The organism is Bacillus sp. C1 (assembly GCF_054570475.1).
In genome coordinates this window covers 190017-212726 of sequence record NZ_JBTMZT010000005.1, presented here as the reverse complement: position 1 = coordinate 212726, position 22710 = coordinate 190017, and the positions used below count along the sequence as shown (strand labels likewise).

The window sequence follows — 22710 nt, the reverse complement described above, 5'->3', positions numbered from 1 at the left end:
TTAGTTGAACCAATCGGGCATTTACGGGCAGCCCGACTCCCACCTATCTTCCTTGCATTTCTCTGAATCTTGAGGTGGGAATCTTACTGCCCGTTAATGCGGGGTAAAATTTCATTCACCACTTTATGCAAATAAACCTTGTTAAATCACCATGTTTCTTTTTATAATTTTGTAGCATTCTCCTTTCTTCACAGCCTAAAGAAACAACCTCTTACGCTAAAGGGGCTGTTTCTTCTATGTCTTGAATTTGATATAGGTTATAATAAAATCCTTGTTTTTTCATTAATTGTTCATGGGAACCCTTTTCTTTTATTTTACCATCTTCAATATATATAATTGTATCCACATGTGTAATAGTAGCTAACCTATGAGCGATAATGATGGTTGTACGATCTGCAGCTAATATTTGAAGAGCCTGTTGAATATGTCTTTCATTCTCTAAGTCCAAAGCCGATGTTGCTTCGTCCAATATAAGCAAAGAAGGATTTTTCAAGAAGACACGTGCAATCGCTACACGCTGTCTTTGTCCACCAGACAACTTGACGCCTCTTTCTCCAACAACTGTATCGTAGCCATTTGGCAAGTTCATAATAAAATTGTGAATTTGCGCGGCTTTTGCAGCTGCAACGACTTCCTCTTTCGTTGCTTCCGGCTTTCCATATAAAATATTAGATTGAATCGTATCACTAAATAACAAATTATCCTGCAAGACGATACCGATATGACTACGTAAATTTCTTACATTATACTCTTTTACATTCACACCATCTACATAAATCGCACCGCTAGAAACATCGTAAAATCGTGGAATTAAACTAGCTAGCGATGATTTTCCTCCTCCACTCGCTCCAACAAGAGCGACTTTTTCTCCAGGACGAATTGAGAAAGAAAGATGGTGCAATATATCTTTTTCATCGGTATTATACCGAAACGAAACTTGATCAAATACAATTTCACCAGAAAGTTTTTGTTGTTCAAGTGCGTTTGGAGTATTTACAATATCATACTTTTCGTCTAAAAGCTCAAAGACTCGATCCATTGATGCAAATGATTGCGTAAGTGTTGTAGAAGAGTTAACAAGACGGCGAAGTGGGCTATATAAACTATCCATATAGCCAACAAAAGCAACCATTGTTCCAAGTGTTAAAGAACCTTGCATCACTTCATATGCCGCAAAGGCAATAACAAGTAATGGTCCCAAATCCGTTAACGTATTTACTGCAGAGAATGTTCGTGCTGTCCAACTTGTATGTGTTAATGCTTTTGTCAAAAATTCATTGTTTTTCTTGTCAAACTGCCCCATTTCATATTCTTCCAGTGCAAAACTACGCGTCACTTGCATCCCTTGAATACGCTCATGTAAGTAACCTTGCATTGTTGCTAACGCTTGTGAACGCTCCTTCGTCAATTTACGAAGACGTCCGAAAAAATATTTCACCGCAACTGCATAAATCGGCAAAATTAACAATGCAACGAGCGTTAATTTTACATTCATAGAAAACATCACTACAATTGCAATAAAAATTGTCGCTGTATCGAGCCAAACATTCATAAGTCCTGTAATAACAAAATCCTTTGTTTGCTCCACATCATGAATCACACGCGAAATGATTTCACCTGTTTTTGTATTTGAATAGTAGCGTAAGCTTAACTTTTGCAGATGCCCAAAAATATGTTTTCGTAAGTCATAAAGCACCATATTACCGATACGCTGCGCAAAGTATTGACGATAATATTCAACAGGTGGTCTCAGTACACCAAAAATAAAAAAGGCAATCCCAATTGCTGTTATCAATTGAGAAGTTTTTTCCCCTAGTGATCCACCACCTTGAATAACATCATCAATAATATACTTTAATAACCACGGCATAATAAGTGGAATACCAAACTTAATGAGTCCAATACTAATTGTAATCGTAATAAGCCACCGGTATGGTTTTACAAATTGTAAATATCTTTTTATTCCCTGCATATAATTCCCCCCTTAATAGGACAAACCTGCCGGGAAAGTCCCTGCAGGTTTGTTAATCTCTATACATTAAATACCGTTCATACCACATGTCTACAAAATCTGGTGCAAAAGGTCCTTTTCTTTGATGAATCCACTGCGTTAAATACTCTACGTTCCGCTTTAGAATTGTATCAATGACTGGAGGATAGTTCATAATCTGACTATGTTTTTCATACTCATCTTCATCTAAAAGTGTATAGGTCATATCTGGATATACTTTAATATCTAAATCATAATCAATATACTTTAATGCTTCCGAATCATATGCAAATGGAGAACTTAAATTACAATAATAGTATACGCCCTCTTCTCTTAGCATACCAATTACATTAAACCAATAATTTGAATGAAAATAACAGATTGCCGGTTCGCGTGTAATCCAAGTCCGGCCATCTGATTCAGTTACTACAGTCCGATCATTTGCACCAATTACAAGGCTTTGCGTTCCTTTTAAAATTGTAGTCTCTTCCCACATTCTATGAATAGAGCCATTATGTTTATAACTATGTATTTGTACTTTTTCTCCTTCTTTGGGAAATCCCATACATGCTCCCTTCTTTCGCTATGAATACTCTTCTAAAGTTGTCCCAATCAATATCATTCCTGCTAAAAACGTATTGGGCAAAATTCACTTTTTTCTATTATAACTTTTTTGTCAAAATTTTAAAACTAAACTCCTGTAATCCAACTTTCATAAACAGGAATTGAATTACTCTTTATTGATAAAACACAATGTACCAAAAAGCCCTTCTTTACGAAAAAAGAGGGCTTCTCCAACTAAACTATCAGCATATCACTTCTTTAATTAGAAATTATTTTTTCAACTTCAAAAGAGTGAATTACTTCATTTGTTTGACGCTCAAATTTTTCATGCAAAAGCTTCAAGGCCTCTTCCGTTTTTTGTATTTCTTGACGAATAAAATGTAAATCTTTTTTATCATATATTTCTTGTTCATTTGTTTCGATCTGTTGATACTTCTCTAAATGCGCTTGTAATTTCAATAGCTCGTCCATTGTCTGTAATTGTTCTCCTACCAGCTTGTCAAATGAGTTCATCATTTCCCCCCCTATTTCTAATCCACTCTCATCATTTTCTCTACTAACTATTTTCTAATGCTCTATCTTCTTCTCCTTTGACTACATTTGTTGACTTATTAGAAGTTATGTCGGCTCTCTTAACAAAATGAATAGCAATAACAAAGAAAACACTTCTCCTTGAGCCAGAGAAGTGTTTCCTTTGTTATTGATTCGTGCTAGAAGATTGCGATTTTTTCGCAGCTGATTGTGCATTTTGTTGTTTCACTGCTTGCACGTCTGTATCAGTTGCAAATTCTGTACCATAGCTAGCATTTGCACTTTGAACGCCAGCACTAGAAGCCTTCGCTTTTTGTGCAGCTGATTGTGCATTTTGTTGTTGTACCGCTTGTACATTTGTCTCAGTTGCAAACTCTGTACCATAGCTAGCATTTGTACTTTGAATGCTAGCACCAGAAGTTGCTTTGTTATAACCTTGTTGTTTTTTATTCATTTTTCTCACCTCCACAACCAATAATGTAACCAATCCTTCTAAAAGATATCCGTAAAATTATTTTTTAATTAGCGCATATATATTCTTAAGCTCATTCAAACTATAATGTGATGGAGGTGTAAACATGTACGTTGGACGCGATATGACAGAACTATCGATGATTTCAAAAGAACAATGGAAACAAGATGAATTAGCTTATTTCCATCATTCCTTACAGCAAATCATGCCTTATTTAAACGTAGAAGGCCAAACAATCTACAAAGAAATTATAAAAGAAATTGAATCACGAGGCGGTCTTCAAAGAAGCGAAGCAGATTGGACGCACGGTACAACAGTTTCTTATGACTAAAAAACGTGTTCCCTAATTCGGGAACACGTTCCATCTCCAACCTTTTTTACCTGTTGTAAAGGTCCAAACTGGTGATGTTACTCGGCCACCATATCGATCTTCAACTTTGATATACCATTGATACGTCGTATTTTCCTTTAAATTCTCTAATTTTGCTTTCGCATTGCGCCAATTTGCTACAAAATTATCTTTACCAATTACCTCATTCGTATATACATTTACTTCTACATAATCGGTTGCAACTTGTTTTATCGCAGGTTTTAAATCGACATCTAATTCAAATTCATCTTTTCCAGGATGTTCTTCTGGTTTATAAAAATTATATTCATTTAAATATGGAGAGTATGTTTTTACATACATTTTGTTCGCAGTTGTATCGAATTGTAAAAGACGCATATAACCTTGTCCACCTTCTGGACCACCTTGATAGTCTGCTAACATTTGATATACTTTCCGATCTGGGGCTCCATCCCCATTATCATCAATTTCATCAACTAAAGTCTCACTATCATGGTAATGCCCACTCAACACAGCTAACACATTTTTATTTGGCTTAACTACTTCATTATAAATTTTATCGCCAATTGGACTACGATTACCGGATACAAGTAAATATTCATGAAATGATAGGACCGCTTTCCTATTGGGATATTTCTGTAATACACCTTTCATCCATTGAATATCTTCATCGGTAACACCCCACCCCATATATAACATAATAAAATCATTACCCTTTGCTGAAATCAAATCGTAATGTCCACGGTTGTCCTTATAACTTTCACCGTAAAATGACTTATCTTTAAAACGCCAGTCTCCGAAATATTTCGAGTATGCTGTATAGTCTTCATCTTTATGATTTACATCATGATTCCCAGCCAATACACCATATGGGACTTTTGCATTCTCCAGTACTTTCATATATTCATCTGCGCGTTGCCACTGAAATTCTTGATATGACTTATCAACAAGATCTCCTGTATGGAATACATATTTAATATTTAATGGATCTTTCTGCGCTGCAATCCAGTCAACTTGACTCTTATAAATATATGGATAACTTTCAGAGTAATACTGTGTATCCGACATCCATACAAACGTATAATCAAACTTATTTGGTGAACTCGGAATTTGATCTTGCACAATCACACTTACTTTTTGATCTTTTACATATTCTTTCGCTAATACAGTACCTTTCAATTCAAAGTCCTTCTCCCCAGCGATTGTCGATGTAAGTTCAGCCCACTTATTTGTAATATAATTCCAAGCGTACATCGTTACTTTTCTTCCTTCCAGAGAATGTCCATACCATTTTACTTCTACTGTATCATCACTTTTCACATCAGCAGCAACTGTTACATCAAAACGATGATATGGAAATTTCTCTGTTGATTCCGTTGTGTAATATTCCCCATCTTTTTTACTAATTTTACTTAACTGCTCTTGGTCAAATCTTTTTTCGCCATTCACATCAAAACCTTGTGGTGGTTCTTGCTCTATCATATTTTCAGTAATTTTCATATGGTCTGTTTGATTCGGCTTATACACATATCCCTTATAAAACGTCGCCTTCATTGCATCATTTGTTGGATCAGTTACTTTTGCTTCAAGTGTTGCATTCGTGCTCACATTCATCTCGCCATCTTTAGGAGAAATAGGAGTAGGATCTATCGGATCTTCTGCCCATGTTTCAAACATAACTGTCTTTTCTTGACGATTTCCCACTTGATCCTCAGCCTCCATATGTAGCTCATGCTTTCCTGCTGCTAATTGCGCAGAGGACGTTTCATATGGAGATTCAATCTCTTTCCCATCCAAAATTACTTTTTTACTCTTTACTCCTGCTATATCATCCGTAACTGTTACATCAATTGGAATTTTCCCTTTATACTTCTTATTTTGTACTGTAGTAGAAACCTGTGGCGGTGTATTATCAACTTTTATATTCGCAACAACTTCTTTATTCACACCATCCTGCACTGTAATCCCATGTTTTCCGTCCTTCACTTGCTTTGTGTCCCATAAGTACGCATTCGAAATAAATTTTTCTTCCGGAACTTTGAATTCAAATGAAAATACTGGTATTGATGTCTCTCCATCCCCAATCGAAAATTCCTGATTTGGATTTGCAAAGTTCGGGTCATATAAAGTTGTTCCATCTGCTAATACAAGGCGGACATTTTTTAAATAAAAATCATCTTTGTTCTCTTCCACCCGATCATCAAATGGAGATGTTTTTGTGCCAGACCTGATATCAATTTTGAACGGTTCGTTATATTTAATCTTCGATTGATCAATTTTTACAGTTAATGTGACATAATCACTATACGTATCATCAAATACACGCAATACATCCTTCCCAATCGTAACTGCATTTTTAAAATACAAATCAGTTTGCTTCACATCAAATGCAAAGTAAGCTGGCTTCTCTAAAGCGCGGTATGTATTTGTCTCTACTTTCTGTCCATCCACTAAAAGAGAAAGTTGTTCAGATCCAACCGACGATGAAGTTCCTTTTAATAAGACTTGATTTGCAACTACCTCATCCTCTTTTACATTAAGCCGAAGAGGGCTTTTATCTTTCTCACCATCTATTTGCACTGAATACATATCACTTTTCACTACATTTAAACCATCGGATGCTTCCAAGTAATATGTTATTTTTTCTTTTCCAATTAATTCAGGCGAGTAAATCGTATAATGGTATTGTTTATCTACACGATCTTCTACTAAATTTTCAACTTTATATTCTGCACTATCATTCGTTTTGTAATATAATTTCACACTTTTCACTTGTTCGTTATCAAGAACAGAAAAACTCAGTTTATGATCTTGAAATTCAGAAATTCCCCCTTCTGCCGTTTTGTGTGAAATCGTTGGTGCAATTGCATCTTCTTTTAAACCAACTCGTTCAACAGGTACTTGACCTTCGAATATAGTTCCTGGCGATGCATTATGCTCTGCACTACTAATCTTTTGCATAATTTGCGATCCATCTTGAGGATAGCGATATAAAATTCCCTTATTCGCTTTCACATCAGCTTGGTTAGCTTGATCGTTGTAGTAAGCAGCTGCGATTTCTTTCCCCGTCTTCGTTGCAACAACAACACCACGCGCGCTACCGTTTGCCATTCCATTAGAATAGATTCTAACAATATTTTTATTCTCTACTAAGTTCACACCAAATTGTTTATTAAAATCAGCTACAGTTTTATCATTATTTTCACCGTTTATAATCCAGAATACGAGAGATTGCCCTGGTGGAATGACGACATCATCTGGAGTGGATCCCCAAATAAGATCTCCTTCTGGTCCTTCAGATGGATAACGATATCGAATTGTATAATCTTTAAAATTAATATCCTGCTTACTATTGTTATACACCTCAATAAATTCATATCCATCTGCTTTTCCGACATTCGTCGTGTCCGGTGTTACTTCGGTAATTAAAAATGGCGGTAAGCTTTGCGGATCTATTTTTTTATGTTCTACTTTTGTTTCAAAAGATTTTTCAATTGTTTTTTGATTACCTTGCACGACAATTTTATAAAATAACGAATTTCCCCATAGCTCTTTTTGAGGAATTGTAACCTTATAGTCATTTCCATTTCCTTCTTTAGTCATCTGCAATTTTTTGTGCGTTAGCTTTCCGTCTTGTGTATACAACACAACTGCGCTTTCCCCGCCTTTAATCGCAGCAGTAATCGTTAGATCTTCTGTCGCTGTATGAGTAGATGATGGTGTATGCTCAATTGTAACTTCAGCTGGATCCGGTTGTTTTACTGGCTCGAGCGGTACTTGAAAGGGAGCTTGTACACCCGGTGTTCCTTTTTCAAACAAACCTACTTTTTGCATGTCAGTACTTTCATGTTTGTATGCATAAGCAATACTTTGGCCAATCTTTACATCTTCTTTCTCATATGTTGCGGCTGATAAAACTGTTCCGTATTGATCAGCAAATTGAATGGTTCTTCCAGCACTATTAGACATTCCATCTGCTTCAATTTGAATTACTTGTTCCTCAGTGACATTTCCATCATATGCTTGAATAAAATCTTGTTTTGATAACGCCGCATTTCCTTCGTTTTTAATCCAAAACACTCTTGTTCCTTTCGCTGGGATTGTTGCGTTTTCTTTGAAATTCCAATCTTCCCCTCCTGTTTCTGAGTATTTATAAATAAACTTATAATCTTTCAATTGCATTGCTTCAATTGAATTATTGTATATCTCTATAAATTCATATCCATCTTTTCCATTTACATTTACCGTATCTGGCATGAGCTCTGTAATCATAACTGCCCTATTTTTCAGATAATCTTCAGTTGGATGTTCAATAGTGCTCTTAAATTGTTCCTTTTCTGGAAATGTGATAGTTTTCTCATCCTGTTCAATCTCAAACGAATATGTAAATGTATCAGACCATATATCTAACTTGGGAACAACGATAGAATACAGATTATTTTCAGCTTTATTCATCTCTAACTTTTTCGCTAATAAGTTAGATGCACTGCGATATACAAGACTTACTTTTACCTTATCGTATATACTAGCTAATTGAATTTCAATTGGTAAATCTTCCTGTGCATTAATTTTTAATTTAGGTACATGTACTGTTTCTTGTAACTGCTTTTCTTTTTGACTATTATCTTTTTGGGTAGGTTGTTTTTCTATTGATTCTTTGGAGTTTGGTTGTGTAGGTTCTGGTTGCACAATTTTTGGTGGTATGGGCTCTAGTGGTTTAGAGTCTGGCTGAACTCGCTCTTTTTGTGTGGATTCTGTAGGTGTTGTTTCTTTCCCCTGCAATTGGAATATAGTATAAGTTCCTGGCGATGGTATTTCATTTTTCAACTCTTTTTTTGTTCCATTCAAAAACGAATGAGTTGATATATCTTTATTCTCTTTTTTCGCTTCAATAACATCTACCGTGTTATGGTGCTCATCTATTACTTCAATCTTAATTTGTTCCTCACTTACATCTTCAGTAGCAAACAAGACGTTATCCTCTTTTATTTTCGTCTTATAGCGTTCATTAATCTCATTAACTGTTTTATTTCCAAATAAGATTAACTGCGTTTCCTTTGGTTGAACAGATTGTTTTTCATTTTTCATTTTTAACCCTTTTCCATTAATCCTCAGTTGAACATTTCTCATATCTATAACTTTCTTTGATGGATTATACAATTCGATATAACTTAAATCATTTGTATAATGTACTTCTGAGATGAAGACTTGCTGATCTTGTTCCTTCTCCTCAGCAAAAGTAACATGTACTGGTACAGCTAACGATTGAAGTAAAAACGTCGCTACAATTGCTGAACGAATTGCTTTTTTTAACATTTCCTATCCCCCTTTAAATTTTGCTCTTGCATCTTTGAGTATATTTATCGTTTGTTAAGGGAATATGAAATATTTGTAAGGAATTGTTATATTTATGTCGAAAAAGCCTCAGCCATTAAGGCTGAAGCTTTTTAACACATTCTTCATAAATCGTCCGATGCGATTTAGAAAAAGGTAATTTTTCGAATTCTTCTTTAGACACAACCTTTAACATATCTGTTTCTTGTACAGCACCTAGCGCTTTTCCATAAAATACAAATACATCCCACGTACGGTGTGTGAACGTATGCTCGACATTCATTGCGTATTCATCCATTGAAACAGAAAGGGAAAAAGTTTCTTTCATATAATCAGTCAGCTGCTGTTTATGATTTCGAATACCTCCGTCTATTTCAACATTTGGGAATTCCCACATGTTTGCAAGCAAGCCTGCGCTTGGTCGTTTGTTAATTACATAACTGCCATCCTCCGTTTGCAGTACACCTGCAACGAGCGGCACCATTTTAGGGGCTTTCGCCTTGCTTTTGACCGGCAACTCTTTCTGTACACCTTCTGCATATCCACGGCAATGTTCCCGAACTGGACAAAGTAAACAAGCTGGGTTTTTCGGAATACAAATGAGCGCACCTAGCTCCATTAAGCCCTGATTAAAATAGGACGGATTTTCCTTTGAAATAATTTCACGTACAATCTCTTCAAATATTTTTCGTGTCTTAGGTTTCGCAATATCATCCCAAATTGACAATATGCGGGATAAAACACGCATGACATTCCCATCTACAGCTGGCTCTGGTATACCATATGCAATACTTAAAATTGCACCTTTTGTATATGGTCCAACACCTTTTAGTTTTTCAATTTTCTTTACATCACTTGGTACTTTCCCGCCATATACTTCTTTTACTTCCTTCACTGCTGCATGTAAATTCCGCGCTCTAGAATAATAACCAAGGCCTTCCCATGCTTTTAATACTTCTTCATCATCTGCCGATGCTAAAGCTTCTAATGTTGGGAACTTTCCCATGAAATTTGCGTAGTATGGTTTTACAGCTTCTACTCTTGTTTGCTGCAGCATAATCTCAGAAACCCAAACGCGATATGGATCCTTATTTTTACGCCATGGCAAATCACGCTGTTCCTTTTCAAACCAACTAATTAAATCGTGCTGAAACTTTTCTATGTTAAATTCATCTAATATTTCAAGTGTCAAACTTGATCCCCCTCATTTTTTTGCATATACGTACTATTATAAAGATTTTAGGAAAAAATTTAAGTAAGATAATCTAGGAAATAGAAGGCAAATGCCTTGAGAAATCGAATAAAAAGAGTTACATTAATAAAAAACGGAGGTGTGTTATTATGGACACAGCCACTCATCTTGTTATGGGCGTCACATTAGGTGGTTTAGCAATGTTAGATCCAGCCATTAGCCAGAGTGATTTCGGACCACAAGCTGTTATGCTTGCAACAATTGCCGGCTCCAATATTCCTGATATTGATACCATCTTAAAATTACGTAATAATGCAAAATATATACGAAACCATCGCGGGGTTACTCATTCCATTCCTGCCGTTATTTTTTGGTCTTTCCTTATAAGCGGAATTTCCTTTGCGTTCTTTAGAGAAGCTCCATATACCCATCTACTACTTTGGTCATTTATTGCCGTCTTTCTTCATGTATTTGTTGATATTTTTAACGCTTACGGCACACAAGCATTGCGACCTTTCACAAAGAAGTGGGTTGCATTAGGTGTAATTAATACATTCGATGCTATAATCTTCTTTATCCATGTACTTGCTATTGCTTGCATGCTCGTCGGCTCACATAAAGGATATACCGCTTTAGCTGCATATATTTTAATGTTTGTCTACTATATTGGCCGGATTGTAATGAGACAAAATGTTAAAAGTGTCGTTTACAAACACTTTAAAAATGTAGAGGATGTCATCATTTCTCCTTCCTATCGCTTTTATCATTACCATTTAGCAATTACTACAAAAGACAAATACTATGTTGCACATTGGCACCGCGGCAATATTATGGTGCATGACAAATTTGATCGCATTCCCCTTCCAGATAACAGCATTATGCAAGCTGCACAAAAAGATGAAAACATTTCTGCTTTTTTATCTTTTTCACCTGTATATCGCTGGGATATTTTTGATTACGACAACTATTATGAAGTACGCTTTATCGACTTACGATACCGTAGTAAAGACTACTATCCCTTCGTTGCAATCGTCCAACTGGATCAAAACTTAAATATTATTAGCTCCTATACCGGATGGATTTTTAGTGAAGAAAAACTTCGTAAAAAACTGGAATTGATTCCGCATTAAGAAAAGCGACCCCTTCGGTCGCTTTTCTTAATGCTTTACATGATCATCTTGATTAATTAAATGACTATATTTCGGGTTATTCGTCCGGATTTCGTGAAGACGCTCACCATGATTATTAATCCATGTTCTTACAATTTGTTCCGTCATTTCTTCATTTTGATATCGACCAGACTTTGCATACGTTACTTGGAAATCCTCCCATAACAACTCAATCCATGCACGTGCCTGTGAATAAGACAGAAAGCTATTTTTCTCAAGTAATTCTTTTGTTAATACTTCATACTTATCATTCATTATTTATATCTCCTTTTATTGATTTCGTCCTTTATTCCAAAATCTTATTGTTTCATCAAAATTATGAATAAATACAAGGTTGTACGCATTCATGAATTTCTTCTATTACCAACAAAATCTTCATTTTTTATTCAAGCATAATTTCTTCTATTTTGCACATTCTATTAATGATACTTCTTCGTAAGTATCATTTAGTAATGAGGGGGCGTTCTTCTTGGGTAGACAAGCCGAATTTTGGTCTGAATCAAAAAACAACAGCAAAATCGATGGTCCAGCGAAAGCAAAAGCTCATTTTGCTTCAAAAAGACCGAACGGCACAATTAATACACACCCGCAGGAACGTATGCGTGCCGCAAATCATCAGGAAGAGTAAAATAATAATCAGTTCTAAAGAATTGTTACAATTAACTTCCTACATGAGGTGATAAAGATGAGCTACCGTAATCATTTAGATCGTCGTTCTGAATTATTCAACCCTACCTGGGCACGTCCGAAACATGCAAAAGCGCAAGTAAATGGACAGACGCAACAAACTCAATCTCTCATTATTTTGGCGAATGAAATGCGAAAACGCCAAATTTAAATGCCTATCTCCTTTAATAACTACAAGAAGTAAAAACCAGAGGAGCCCCACAGCTCTCTGGTTTTTACTTCTCTTGTAATAGCGAAATAGGAATACCAATCTCCTCTGTCTCATTTTGTTTATGCCCCCAAGCAAAGACTCCATTGAAATACGTAATCGTAAATAATACACCGGGTTCTTCTGTAAGTTCATATGTTTCACCAATCTGAAATGCGTTTATATCTGTCATGTAAGCACGAGCCATAGCCATCTTTCTCGTTAATACATCAAACTCATTTACTATACCAAGCTGTTCAGCCTTCACAGCCTGTTCTTTTAAAATGCCAATTTCCTCTCTTAGCTCATGTGGTGTCATCTCACTATAGCGTTTTGGCATATTCATCATATTCCCTCATCCCTCTTCACGTTTCATTTGTAAAAACATTTCGATCTCATCAATAGAAAAACCTTTTCGATATAATGCTTGTTTCATTTTATTTTCATATGTCCATCCATCATGTTTTTTGTACTTCTCATGATGCTTATTCCCATGATATAACAATGCCTCTTGTTGCTGCTTGTCATCCTTTTCCTCTTTTAATTCTTCTAGACAAATTTGAATTACATCACGATTATATCCTTTACGAACTAACATTTCTTCTAACTTTAGCTTCATTTGTAAAAAAGAATGCTTTTGATAGGACTTTTTCTTTTTTTCTACAAGTTCAAACGCATTTTCAATTTGCATCTCTTTCGGATATTCTTGTAAACTATGAGTAATAATTATATCTTGAACACCTTTACTAAGAAGCTCCCGCCTAATAATAGTCGGTCCTTTTTGATTCACGTTACTATGAGTTCGCACATACGAAATGGCATACTCTTTATCATTAATATAGCGATCATGTAATAACTTCGAAATAACTTCAGAGATGATGGCTTGTCCAATTTCTTTTTTTCGTAAGTGCTCTTCTACTTCTTGTTTCGTCCGCATTTGATAAGATAAATAAGAAATTGCTTGTAAATATGCTTTTTGCACTTCTTCATTGAACAAAATATTTGCTAACTCTACTTCATCAATTTCTAAACCTTTTTGCAAACCATGCTTGACTAAGGTTACTTGATTCACACTAAAGCCGTATTCTTCACCTTGTCCTTTATCAATATAAATATTAAATCGTTCTTTCGTTCGTTTTTGTATTTCTATTTTTGTAATGACAGCCATATTCTTCACCTCGCTACTATTTTAACATAGTTACGGAACAATTTTTCTTTTCATGAATATATATAATGAGGAGGAAATTCAGTTGAAAATCGCAATTTCTGGAGGCACTGGTTTTATCGGTAAAGCATTAACTAATTTTTTAAGTCTCAAAGGATATACAATTTACATTCTCACCCGAAAAAAAAGAGAGCATCCTCACAATTCTAACATTCACTATATTCAATGGGATACCCGCTCACATAAGTTCCCGCTCACTTCTATTGACGTTGTGATTAATCTAGCTGGAGAATCTATCAATAATAGGCGCTGGACAAAAAAGCAGAAAGAAAACATTCTAACGAGTCGCCTTCATACAACAAAAGGCCTCATTAGACAATTACAAACATTACAAACAAAACCTCATACTTTTATTAATGCTAGCGCTATTGGCTATTACGGTACATCTGAGACAAAAGTTTTTACAGAACAGAACGAGGAACATGGGAGTGATTTTTTAGCAACCACGGTGAAATTTTGGGAAGAAGCAGCCGCTCAAGCTACTTCACTCGGAATTCGGACCATCTATTCACGCTTTGGGATTGTTTTAGGAAAAGATGGTGGTGCCCTTCCTAAAATGTTGCTTCCCTATCAATTATTTATTGGTGGAACAATCGGATCAGGTAATCAATGGTTATCTTGGATTCATCTAGATGATGTCATCCGCATGATTGATTTTGCAATAAACACAAAAGAAATAGAAGGACCTCTTAACATTACGGCTCCAAACCCTACAAGAATGAAAGAGTTTGGAAAGGCACTTTCAATTGTCATGCATCGCCCACACTTGCTTCCCGTTCCAGCCTTTGCACTACATGCTTTACTTGGAGAAATGAGTATGCTTGTGTTGCAAGGACAACATGTATTGCCCAATAAAGCAATCCAGCATGGATACCAATATTCTTTTCCTACACTAGAATATGCATTACAAAATATACTACCGCATACACTGTAGTACTTCGAAAATATTCCCCAATAAAATTGTTCTATTTACTAATCATGTAAAAATGATTAGTTACCAGAAATGAGGTATCTATGAAAACCCTATTTAAGCAAGCCATTGTATATCCCATTACTTCTTCTAAATTTCAAGGAGATGTATTGGTTAAACACGATAAAATCGTTGCAATAAAGCCACATATTGAACCCCTCCAAGATATGACAGTTATCGATGCAAGAGCACTTCATCTTTTACCAGGTTTTATCGATGTGCATACTCATCTTGGTCTATACGATGAAGGGACTGGATGGGCTGGAAATGACGCGAATGAAACCTCTGAAGTATTAACACCACATATCCGTTCTTTAGATGGTATCCACCCTTTTGACATCGCTTTTCAAGATGCAGTTCAAAGCGGCGTTACAACTGTCCACGTTATGCCTGGAAGCCAAAATATTATTGGTGGGACAACATGTGTAATTAAAACGGCGGGAACTTGTATCGATCATATGGTTATTCAAGAACCAGCAGGATTAAAAATTGCCTTTGGTGAAAATCCAAAACGAGTTCATAGTAATGGTACAAAAGAATCGATTACTCGCATGGGAATTATGGGCTTGCTTCGTGAAGCTTTCTACGAGGCACAACATCATGGCAACGAGGCCGATTTCCGAATGCTTCCGATTCTAAAAGCATTGCGCCGCGAAATTCCAGTACGTATGCATGCCCATCGGGCAGACGATATTCTTTCCGCTCTTCGTTTTGCAAAAGAATTCAATCTTGATTTCCGCATCGAACATTGTACAGAAGGACATTTTATTGCCAATGAGCTCGCCAACCAAAACTTAAAAATATGTGTTGGTCCCACATTAACGCGCCGTTCAAAAATTGAACTCAAAAATAAATCATGGGATACGTACCATACTTTATCAAAACTTGGAATAGAAGTTTCCATTACGACGGATCACCCTTATACTCCTATTCAATACTTAAATGTTTGTGCAGCCATCGCCGTCAGAGAAGGATTAGATGAAACAATTGCATTAGAAGGAATTACAATTCTCCCTGCTCGAAATCTACGTCTGGAAAAAAGAATCGGAAGCATCGAAGCAGGAAAAGATGCTGATCTTGTGTTATGGACACATCATCCATTTCATTATTTAGCCAAGCCCGTACTAACTATGATTGACGGAAAAATAATTTACAAAAAAAATAAAAAAAACTAGTTTATTTTTTTGATTAGATAAAGTATTATACGATTATAAACTGAATGAAACCATAATCAATTTGTGTCGTGATTATTCATTTCAAATTGATGAATGGGGAAGGCAAATGGTGCGCCACCAGCATTATAGACTGGTTCTAGTGGGTTCGATTCCCACCCCGAAATTTTTTAAAGATTGATATAAAAATTTCGAGGGTGGGGTGTTTTTTCGTCATGCTGCCCTCATACGAGGAGGAAGTAGTATGTTAAAAAAACGCGACTTACACGACAGCCACGTTCTATACGATTTAATGGTGGATCCTGCTGTCTTCCCTTTTGTGCGTCAAAAAGCTTATTCATATGAAGAGTTTTTATTTTTAACAAAACAGACGATAGAAGAGGAAGAGCGCGGTGAACTAATTTCACGCACAATTTTAGATGAATGGGGAAATCCTATCGGCACGATTACTTTATTTGATGTACAAGAAAAAGCTGGTTTTCTTGGCACATGGCTCGGAAAGCCTTATCACGGCCAAGGTTATAATAAATTAGCAAAAGATGCGTTTTTTAGCGAACTTTTCTATGAGCTAGATATTGAAACAATCTTTATGCGTATTCGCAAAGTAAATGTTCGTTCAATTAAAGCAGCTGAAAAACTATTGTATGTAAATCTAGCAAATGAAACGAGAAAAGCTGTTTATGATCAAATTAATGCAAATGAGGAAGTGTATAATTTATATGAGATTACTAAAGATCAATATACACTTGCTACAATGCGTGACACAGTCTTACAAGATATCCATCATTTAAAAGAAGCATAATATATAAATCGATTTTGATTTTTCGACACATAACCCACTGCTATGAAGAACAAAAAGTGAACTACACTCATTTTCTCTCTTTGTTTTAATTTGGCATGGGACAGGAAGAGGAGCTGACTGCTTCTATGCATGGTCGGATGCTCTCTCCCACCTAAAAAGAATGGTTTTCTGTCATTTTTTCAATTTGTATTTATATATAATATGTAACTATATATCCATTTTGATTTTCCGACATATAAGTCGCGGTTATGAAAACAAAAGAAGCTCTCCACTCATTTTCTCCTTCTGTTTTCATATGGCATGGGGCTAAAAAATCACTGACCGCTTCTACCCATGAGCAGATGCCCTTTCCCACCTAAAAGGAATGGTTTTCTGTCAGTCTTTCAATCCGTATTTATATAATTATAAAATGAATATACTTGCTTATTATGTATATCCCTTTATGTCATTGGAAACGATAGGTAGTAACTTTATGACATGAGGTGATCTATAATGGATAGAAAGAAACGTGAAAAAGCAAGAAATACATTAAATAGTACACAAGAAGTTCTTTATCAACGAGAATTTCGAAAAGCAGATCGTGCAGCAGGATATCGTCCAAAAGGCGTATAATCGGAAAGTGAAGTTTGGGGATTTTTTTAATCCTCTCTATCAAACCATACAATTTACGCTACGGATGACAAAAAATACTCCTCATAGTATAAGGAGTATTTTTTGTGGACAACTTTATCCACAGAATTAATAGAATTGTGTATAAATTGAGAGATTCCCTGGAATTACTATAAACTAAATTGCATATATCGTGTTTAAGTTGTGGATATTTTTCTGAAAATTGTGGATTATGTGGATATAGTTGTTAATATTTAGATTTTACCGTCTATTGAAACCGCATTCTCTTGTGGATAACACAATACATTGTAAATATATGTACACAGTCCTACTACCTCTATTTATTATACTGAATTCATGCAAATCAAAAAAACCCTCTCCCAAAATAAAAAGAGGGCTTTATTTTACGTAAAAGATTGAGCAAAGGCTGTTGGTTTAATTGGCATATGATTAGGCTGTACATGGTTTTCTTCTAAAATTGCATCGACAATATGACAAGCCGGCTCTGGATGGTAAATACTTTTCATGGCTTCTTTCATTTGCAAAAGCTTCATATCATCTTCTAATAGTGCCTTTGTTTTCGCAAAAACATCCTCATCTTCACGAATGACAAGTGCAGCTCCCTTATTTTCAAAATACAGTGCATTTTCATTTTCTTGCCCTGGTACAGGTTTGTATAAAATGACAGGTACTTGTAAAGCTGCAGCTTCACTTAAAGTAATGCCTCCCGGCTTTGTAATCATACAAGAAGTAACACGGAATAACTCATCAATATTTTCTACGTAACCAAATACCTTTAAAGCCTCAGGATTCTCTTTTTGTAGTCCTAACAATTCCTGTTTTAAAGTATCATTTTTCCCGCACACAACAGCTACTTGCAGATTAGGAACTGTCATAAATGATTGACATAATTGCCTTACATTTCCTAATACACCGTGAGCCCCTGCCACAATAAGTAAAACCTTTTTCTCTCGAGATAACTGATATTTATTATATATAATTTCTGGATTCATTTTTAACTCGAAATTGCTACGAATTGGAATCCCTGTTTCTACAATTTGTTCTGAAGGCACGCCGATTTCAACCATTACTTTTTTCACATGATCCGTTGCGACAAAATAACGATCTACTTCACGATGAATCCATATTTTATGCAAACAAAAATCTGTTAGCACATTATAAACAGGAATTGAAAAACCTGTTTGTTTTTTCAATTCTGGTACGGCAATAATCGGAAATGTATTAATTACAATATCTGGTTTTTCAGCATGTAACAGTGCTTTTAAACGTTTTCTCCCAAAGTTTGCATACCACGATGCAATCTTCTTATCATAAATTTTTTCTACACCGTAATAAAACAAACGATATAACTCTTTACCTATTGTATAACTTTTTAAATATAAATATTTTGTAATATCCGTTATGACAGGATGTGACTCTCCAAATAGGTCACAAACAATCACATCTTCAATTCCTTTTTGATTAAATGTTTTTGCTAATGTTTTTGCTACTTGCACATGACCATTACCGTAATGTGCAGTTAATATTAAAACCTTGGGGTTTTTTATCAAACAAATCCACTCCTAGCTTTTTCGCCTCTCCATATTGCATATACGACAATAGGAAAAACATTTTCCTTAAAAAAATTACATATTTGGATTCCAACACTTTCATGTTAGCTATGTACCTGTCGTGGATATGCAAAGCATATAAGATTGACCCCTTAATCCTATCTGTGCTCATATCTTTACATTATACTTTCCTATAAGAGCTTTCGCAATAACTTACCAATGTTCTATATTCCATGATACTCACCCTAATACATCTTAATTCTTTTTACTATTTCGATTTCCCTTTACAATTATGTAAATTTACCCTCTTATTTCTTTACAAAAATATGGATATTCCACTTTTAGTATACTCTTTTCTTTCCGTATACTCTAGGGTTTATTAAAGGAAAACAAAAAGCCTAATCCAATATTTGGATTAGACTGCTTGTAAAATATGTTTTGCATTTTGAACATTTTTTTCCGTTGGCGGCTCTACTCCATTGAGTGGATATTTATGTCCAAGGGCTTCCCACTTATATACACCAAGTTTATGATATGGTAAGACTTCAATTTTTTGTACATTAGATAGACTTTGAATAAAGCTAGATAGCCTTTGAAGATCCTCTTCACTATCGGTAACACCAGGGACTAATACATGTCTTATCCAGATTGGTTTCTGCTTATCAGATAAATAACGGGCAAATTGTAAAATGTGTTCATTCGGTTTACCGGTTAATTTACGGTGCTTTTTTGAATCAATATGTTTTAAATCCAATAATACCAAATCTGTATAATTCATTAAAATATCTAATTTTCTTTGGAACTCTGGCTCTTCAGAATAGCATCCTCCGGAAGAATCAATCGTCGTATGAATTCCAATTTCTTTACATTTCTTAAATAACTCAATTAAAAAGTCTAATTGTAGTAATGGTTCCCCACCACTCACTGTAATACCGCCACCAGACGCTTCAATAAAGGGAAGGTAACATGTAACATCCTGCATTACTTCTTCAACTGTTATTTCTTTTCCTTTACCAATTTCCCACGTATCAGCATTATGACAATATTGACAGCGTAATAAGCACCCTTGTGTAAATATGACATAACGAATTCCTGGGCCATCAACAGTACCACAAGACTCTACAGAATGAATTCTTCCTTTTACCATGTTACTTCCTCCTCTATCGAAACAGTCCCCCTCTGCTTGTTATAAAAGGCAGAGGGAAACTTTTTATTTACATACTTTCATGCATTGTACGGTTAATTACATCAATTTGCTGTTCACGAGTTAATTTAATGAAGTTAACAGCATAACCAGATACACGAATTGTTAATTGTGGATATTTTTCAGGATGTTCCATTGCATCCATTAATGTTTCACGGTTAAATACGTTAATATTTAAATGATGCCCTTCCTTCACTGCATATCCATCAAGCATAGATACTAAGTTTTTAACTTGTACATCATCTTCTTTACCAAGCGCTTTTGGAATAATTGAGAATGTGTTAGAAATACCATCTTGTGCATCTTCATATGGTAATTTTGCAACAGATAATAGTGATGCTAATGCACCTTTTGTATCGCGTCCATGCATTGGGTTTGCACCTGGCGCAAATGGTTCACCAGTACGACGACCGTCTGGAGTGTTACCTGTTTTCTTACCGTATACAACGTTAGATGTGATCGTTAAGATTGACATTGTATGAACAGAATTACGGTATGTTTTATGTTTACGAAGCTTGTTCATAAATGTTTTTACAAGATTTACTGCAATTTCATCTACGCGATCATCATTGTTACCATATTTAGGGAAATCACCTTCGATTTCGAAGTCAACTGCAATACCATTTTCATCACGAATTGGTTTTACTTTTGCGTATTTAATTGCACTTAAAGAGTCAGCTACTACAGATAATCCAGCGATACCTGTTGCCATTGTACGAAGAACATTTGTATCATGAAGTGCCATTTCAATACGCTCATAGCTATATTTATCGTGCATATAATGGATAACATTTAATGTGTTTAAATATAAACCTGCTAGCCATTCCATTGTCATATCAAATTTATGCATAACTTCTTCATAATCTAATACTTCAGAAGTGATAGGTGCAAATTCAGGTCCAACTTGTTCTTTTGATTTTTCATCTATACCGCCATTAATTGCATATAATAGTGTCTTAGCTAAGTTTGCACGAGCTCCGAAGAACTGCATTTGCTTACCGATTCTCATTGCAGACACACAACAAGCAATACCGTAGTCATCGCCATAGTCTGCACGCATAATGTCATCATTTTCATATTGAATTGCAGATGTTTTAATAGACATTTTCGCACAGTAGTTTTTAAAGTTCTGTGGTAATTGTTTAGACCAAAGAACTGTTAAGTTTGGCTCTGGAGCTGGTCCTAAGTTATCTAATGTGTGCAAGAAACGGAATGAGTTTTTCGTTACTAATGGACGACCATCAAGGGCAATACCACCGATAGATTCAGTTACCCAAGTTGGATCACCAGAGAACAATTCATTGTAATCAGGTGTTCTTGCAAATTTCACAAGACGTAATTTCATAATGAAGTGATCAACAATCTCTTGTGCCGCTTCTTCATTTAATGTACCATTTTCAAGATCTCTTTCAATAAAGATATCTAAGAATGTTGAAGTACGTCCAAGGCTCATTGCTGCCCCGTTTTGTTCTTTAATTGCTGCAAGATAAGCAAAGTATAACCATTGGAATGCTTCTTGTGCATTTGTTGCTGGTTTAGAAATATCAAAACCGTGAGAAGCTGCCATTTGTTTTAATTCTTGCAGTGCACGCATTTGCTCAGATAATTCTTCGCGTAAACGCATTGTATCTTCGCTCATTACACCACCAGTTAAATTTAAATCTTCTTTTTTCGCTTCGATTAAACGATCAACACCATATAATGCTACGCGGCGATAGTCACCAATAATACGTCCACGGCCATATGCATCTGGAAGACCTGTAATAACACCAGATTTACGAGCTGCTCTCATTTCAGGAGTATAAGCATCGAATACACCTTGATTATGCGTTTTACGCCAGTCTCTGAAAATACGGCTTAATTCTTTGTCCATTTCATATCCATAAGATTCACAAGCCTGCTCTGCCATACGAATACCACCATAAGGTTGTAAAGAGCGTTTAAATGGTTTATCTGTTTGGAAACCAACTACCTTTTCAATATCTTTATTTAAATATCCAGGACCATGAGATGTAATAGAAGAAACAATGCTTGTATCCATATCAAGTACGCCACCATTGTCACGTTCTTGTTTTGTTAAATCCATTACTTGATCCCAAAGTTGTTTCGTTGCTTCTGTTGCTTCCGCTAAGAAAGATTCGCCCCCCTCGTAAACGTTTACATTATTTAAAATGAAATCGCGAACATCAATTTCTACTTTCCACTTTTCACCTTTAAAGTTTGTCCATGCGTTTTTTACATTTTCTAATACTTGAGTCATCCTAATCTCCTCCATTTTTGATTAGTACAGGACTAAGATTTTTTATATAACAGCTTATACATTTAGAATACTACTTTTTTGAAAAAGCGAACGAGATAGTTGTGACATGTTTGTGAAATGTTGAGCAAAGTACTATGCACATAGTGTTAAATTCATTTTAAACTCTTTAAAATTACCTCTTCCTTTAATTGTATTTTTTTGGTATCCTTATAATCGAATCCTATTCTGTAGGATAGAGAGTCATACCCATTTTAAACTGTAATACCCTTATATCTTATTCTGTTATATTTTTTGAAACAGAATAGAAAGAAGTGTACCTGTTTGGTACACTTCTTTTCATAGTGAATACGACTTACTTTTAATGCCTAATTTACAATAATAACAAAACTAAGATGGAAAAAGACTCTTCCCTACAAAAAAGA

General features: G+C 35.4%; 20 protein-coding genes. 8 read left to right on the top strand and 12 right to left on the bottom strand.

Going from position 1 to position 22710, the window contains the following annotated elements:
- Nucleotides 1–211: 211 nt before the first annotated feature.
- The 4 genes from ACX5JI_RS17075 to ACX5JI_RS17060 all read right to left on the bottom strand — a co-directional run bounded on the left by ACX5JI_RS17075 (nt 212) and on the right by ACX5JI_RS17060 (nt 3539).
- Entirely contained in the window at nt 212–1972 is a 1761-nt protein-coding gene (locus ACX5JI_RS17075; protein ID WP_459502224.1) for an ABC transporter ATP-binding protein, read from the bottom strand.
- A gap of 52 nt (nt 1973–2024) precedes the next feature.
- On the bottom strand, nt 2025–2555 hold the full coding sequence (ntdP, locus tag ACX5JI_RS17070; RefSeq protein WP_026592530.1) for a nucleoside tri-diphosphate phosphatase: 531 nt from the start codon (nt 2553–2555) through the stop codon (nt 2025–2027).
- A 257-nt stretch (nt 2556–2812) separates the two neighbouring features.
- Nucleotides 2813–3067, bottom strand: coding sequence for a YgaB family protein (locus tag ACX5JI_RS17065; protein ID WP_459502223.1), 255 nt, complete (start codon nt 3065–3067; stop codon nt 2813–2815).
- Nucleotides 3068–3251: 184 nt separating this feature from the next.
- Complete coding sequence (locus tag ACX5JI_RS17060; protein ID WP_459502222.1) at nt 3252–3539, bottom strand: gamma-type small acid-soluble spore protein; 288 nt, start codon at nt 3537–3539, stop codon at nt 3252–3254.
- A gap of 124 nt (nt 3540–3663) precedes the next feature.
- Here ACX5JI_RS17060 and yfhS point away from each other — a divergent pair, with 124 nt between their 5' ends.
- Nucleotides 3664–3888, top strand: a complete 225-nt coding sequence (gene yfhS, locus ACX5JI_RS17055) for a mother cell protein YfhS (RefSeq protein WP_459502221.1) — start codon at nt 3664–3666, stop codon at nt 3886–3888.
- 12 nt (nt 3889–3900) lie between these two features.
- On the opposite strand, the gene ACX5JI_RS17050 is transcribed toward yfhS, so the two are convergent.
- Complete coding sequence (locus ACX5JI_RS17050; RefSeq protein WP_459502220.1) at nt 3901–9222, bottom strand: lamin tail domain-containing protein; 5322 nt, start codon at nt 9220–9222, stop codon at nt 3901–3903.
- 115 nt (nt 9223–9337) lie between these two features.
- Nucleotides 9338–10432 carry an A/G-specific adenine glycosylase gene (mutY, locus tag ACX5JI_RS17045; protein WP_459502219.1) on the bottom strand — a complete coding sequence of 365 codons (1095 nt, stop codon included), beginning with the start codon at nt 10430–10432 and terminating at the stop codon, nt 9338–9340.
- 149 nt (nt 10433–10581) lie between these two features.
- Between mutY and ACX5JI_RS17040 the strand changes: the two genes are divergently transcribed.
- Nucleotides 10582–11562, top strand: coding sequence for a metal-dependent hydrolase (locus ACX5JI_RS17040; protein WP_459502218.1), 981 nt, complete (start codon nt 10582–10584; stop codon nt 11560–11562).
- 27 nt (nt 11563–11589) lie between these two features.
- Here the strand turns inward: ACX5JI_RS17040 and ACX5JI_RS17035 are convergent, their stop codons facing one another.
- Entirely contained in the window at nt 11590–11856 is a 267-nt protein-coding gene (locus tag ACX5JI_RS17035) for a YfhJ family protein (RefSeq protein ID WP_459502217.1), read from the bottom strand.
- A gap of 214 nt (nt 11857–12070) precedes the next feature.
- Here ACX5JI_RS17035 and ACX5JI_RS17030 point away from each other — a divergent pair, with 214 nt between their 5' ends.
- Both ACX5JI_RS17030 and ACX5JI_RS17025 read left to right on the top strand, forming a co-directional pair.
- Nucleotides 12071–12229, top strand: coding sequence for a small, acid-soluble spore protein K (locus tag ACX5JI_RS17030; protein WP_459502216.1), 159 nt, complete (start codon nt 12071–12073; stop codon nt 12227–12229).
- A 57-nt stretch (nt 12230–12286) separates the two neighbouring features.
- A complete protein-coding gene (locus ACX5JI_RS17025) occupies nt 12287–12439 on the top strand; it encodes a YpzG family protein (RefSeq protein WP_000122139.1) in 153 nt (50 codons plus the stop codon).
- A gap of 64 nt (nt 12440–12503) precedes the next feature.
- Here the strand turns inward: ACX5JI_RS17025 and ACX5JI_RS17020 are convergent, their stop codons facing one another.
- A complete protein-coding gene (locus ACX5JI_RS17020; RefSeq protein ID WP_459502215.1) occupies nt 12504–12821 on the bottom strand; it encodes a YfhH family protein in 318 nt (105 codons plus the stop codon).
- A 9-nt stretch (nt 12822–12830) separates the two neighbouring features.
- Nucleotides 12831–13643, bottom strand: coding sequence for a recombination regulator RecX (gene recX, locus ACX5JI_RS17015; protein ID WP_459502214.1), 813 nt, complete (start codon nt 13641–13643; stop codon nt 12831–12833).
- Nucleotides 13644–13725: 82 nt separating this feature from the next.
- Here recX and ACX5JI_RS17010 point away from each other — a divergent pair, with 82 nt between their 5' ends.
- The 4 genes from ACX5JI_RS17010 (at nt 13726) to ACX5JI_RS16995 (ending at nt 17256) form a co-directional block, all read left to right on the top strand.
- Nucleotides 13726–14634 carry a TIGR01777 family oxidoreductase gene (locus tag ACX5JI_RS17010; protein ID WP_459502213.1) on the top strand — a complete coding sequence of 303 codons (909 nt, stop codon included), beginning with the start codon at nt 13726–13728 and terminating at the stop codon, nt 14632–14634.
- 80 nt (nt 14635–14714) lie between these two features.
- A complete protein-coding gene (locus tag ACX5JI_RS17005) occupies nt 14715–15845 on the top strand; it encodes an amidohydrolase (protein ID WP_459502212.1) in 1131 nt (376 codons plus the stop codon).
- 241 nt (nt 15846–16086) lie between these two features.
- Entirely contained in the window at nt 16087–16644 is a 558-nt protein-coding gene (locus tag ACX5JI_RS17000; RefSeq protein WP_459502211.1) for a GNAT family N-acetyltransferase, read from the top strand.
- 492 nt (nt 16645–17136) lie between these two features.
- A complete protein-coding gene (locus ACX5JI_RS16995; protein WP_098491654.1) occupies nt 17137–17256 on the top strand; it encodes a YfhE family protein in 120 nt (39 codons plus the stop codon).
- Nucleotides 17257–17657: 401 nt separating this feature from the next.
- Here the strand turns inward: ACX5JI_RS16995 and ACX5JI_RS16990 are convergent, their stop codons facing one another.
- From ACX5JI_RS16990 to pflB, 3 genes are all read right to left on the bottom strand, one after another.
- The gene (locus ACX5JI_RS16990; protein WP_459502210.1) at nt 17658–18824 is read right to left on the bottom strand and encodes a diglucosyl diacylglycerol synthase; all 1167 of its coding nucleotides are present in this window, start codon (nt 18822–18824) and stop codon (nt 17658–17660) included.
- Nucleotides 18825–19239: 415 nt separating this feature from the next.
- Entirely contained in the window at nt 19240–19971 is a 732-nt protein-coding gene (gene pflA / locus ACX5JI_RS16985) for a pyruvate formate-lyase-activating protein (protein WP_459502209.1), read from the bottom strand.
- Between the two features lie 67 nt (nt 19972–20038).
- The gene (gene pflB, locus ACX5JI_RS16980; protein WP_459502208.1) at nt 20039–22288 is read right to left on the bottom strand and encodes a formate C-acetyltransferase; all 2250 of its coding nucleotides are present in this window, start codon (nt 22286–22288) and stop codon (nt 20039–20041) included.
- Between the last annotated feature and the right edge of the window lie 422 nt (nt 22289–22710).

Coding starts and splice junctions, on each gene's coding strand:
- ACX5JI_RS17035 (WP_459502217.1), bottom strand. CDS start 11,856: ATGAATGATAAGTATGAAGTATTAACAAAAGAATTACTTGAGAAAAAT.
- ACX5JI_RS17040 (WP_459502218.1), top strand. CDS start 10,582: ATGGACACAGCCACTCATCTTGTTATGGGCGTCACATTAGGTGGTTTA.
- ntdP (WP_026592530.1), bottom strand. CDS start 2,555: ATGGGATTTCCCAAAGAAGGAGAAAAAGTACAAATACATAGTTATAAA.
- ACX5JI_RS17050 (WP_459502220.1), bottom strand. CDS start 9,222: ATGTTAAAAAAAGCAATTCGTTCAGCAATTGTAGCGACGTTTTTACTT.
- recX (WP_459502214.1), bottom strand. CDS start 13,643: ATGGCTGTCATTACAAAAATAGAAATACAAAAACGAACGAAAGAACGA.
- ACX5JI_RS16995 (WP_098491654.1), top strand. CDS start 17,137: ATGGATAGAAAGAAACGTGAAAAAGCAAGAAATACATTAAATAGTACA.
- pflB (WP_459502208.1), bottom strand. CDS start 22,288: ATGACTCAAGTATTAGAAAATGTAAAAAACGCATGGACAAACTTTAAA.
- yfhS (WP_459502221.1), top strand. CDS start 3,664: ATGTACGTTGGACGCGATATGACAGAACTATCGATGATTTCAAAAGAA.
- pflA (WP_459502209.1), bottom strand. CDS start 19,971: ATGGTAAAAGGAAGAATTCATTCTGTAGAGTCTTGTGGTACTGTTGAT.
- ACX5JI_RS17075 (WP_459502224.1), bottom strand. CDS start 1,972: ATGCAGGGAATAAAAAGATATTTACAATTTGTAAAACCATACCGGTGG.
- ACX5JI_RS17025 (WP_000122139.1), top strand. CDS start 12,287: ATGAGCTACCGTAATCATTTAGATCGTCGTTCTGAATTATTCAACCCT.
- ACX5JI_RS17005 (WP_459502212.1), top strand. CDS start 14,715: ATGAAAACCCTATTTAAGCAAGCCATTGTATATCCCATTACTTCTTCT.
- ACX5JI_RS17020 (WP_459502215.1), bottom strand. CDS start 12,821: ATGAATATGCCAAAACGCTATAGTGAGATGACACCACATGAGCTAAGA.
- ACX5JI_RS17065 (WP_459502223.1), bottom strand. CDS start 3,067: ATGAACTCATTTGACAAGCTGGTAGGAGAACAATTACAGACAATGGAC.
- ACX5JI_RS17060 (WP_459502222.1), bottom strand. CDS start 3,539: ATGAATAAAAAACAACAAGGTTATAACAAAGCAACTTCTGGTGCTAGC.
- ACX5JI_RS17000 (WP_459502211.1), top strand. CDS start 16,087: ATGTTAAAAAAACGCGACTTACACGACAGCCACGTTCTATACGATTTA.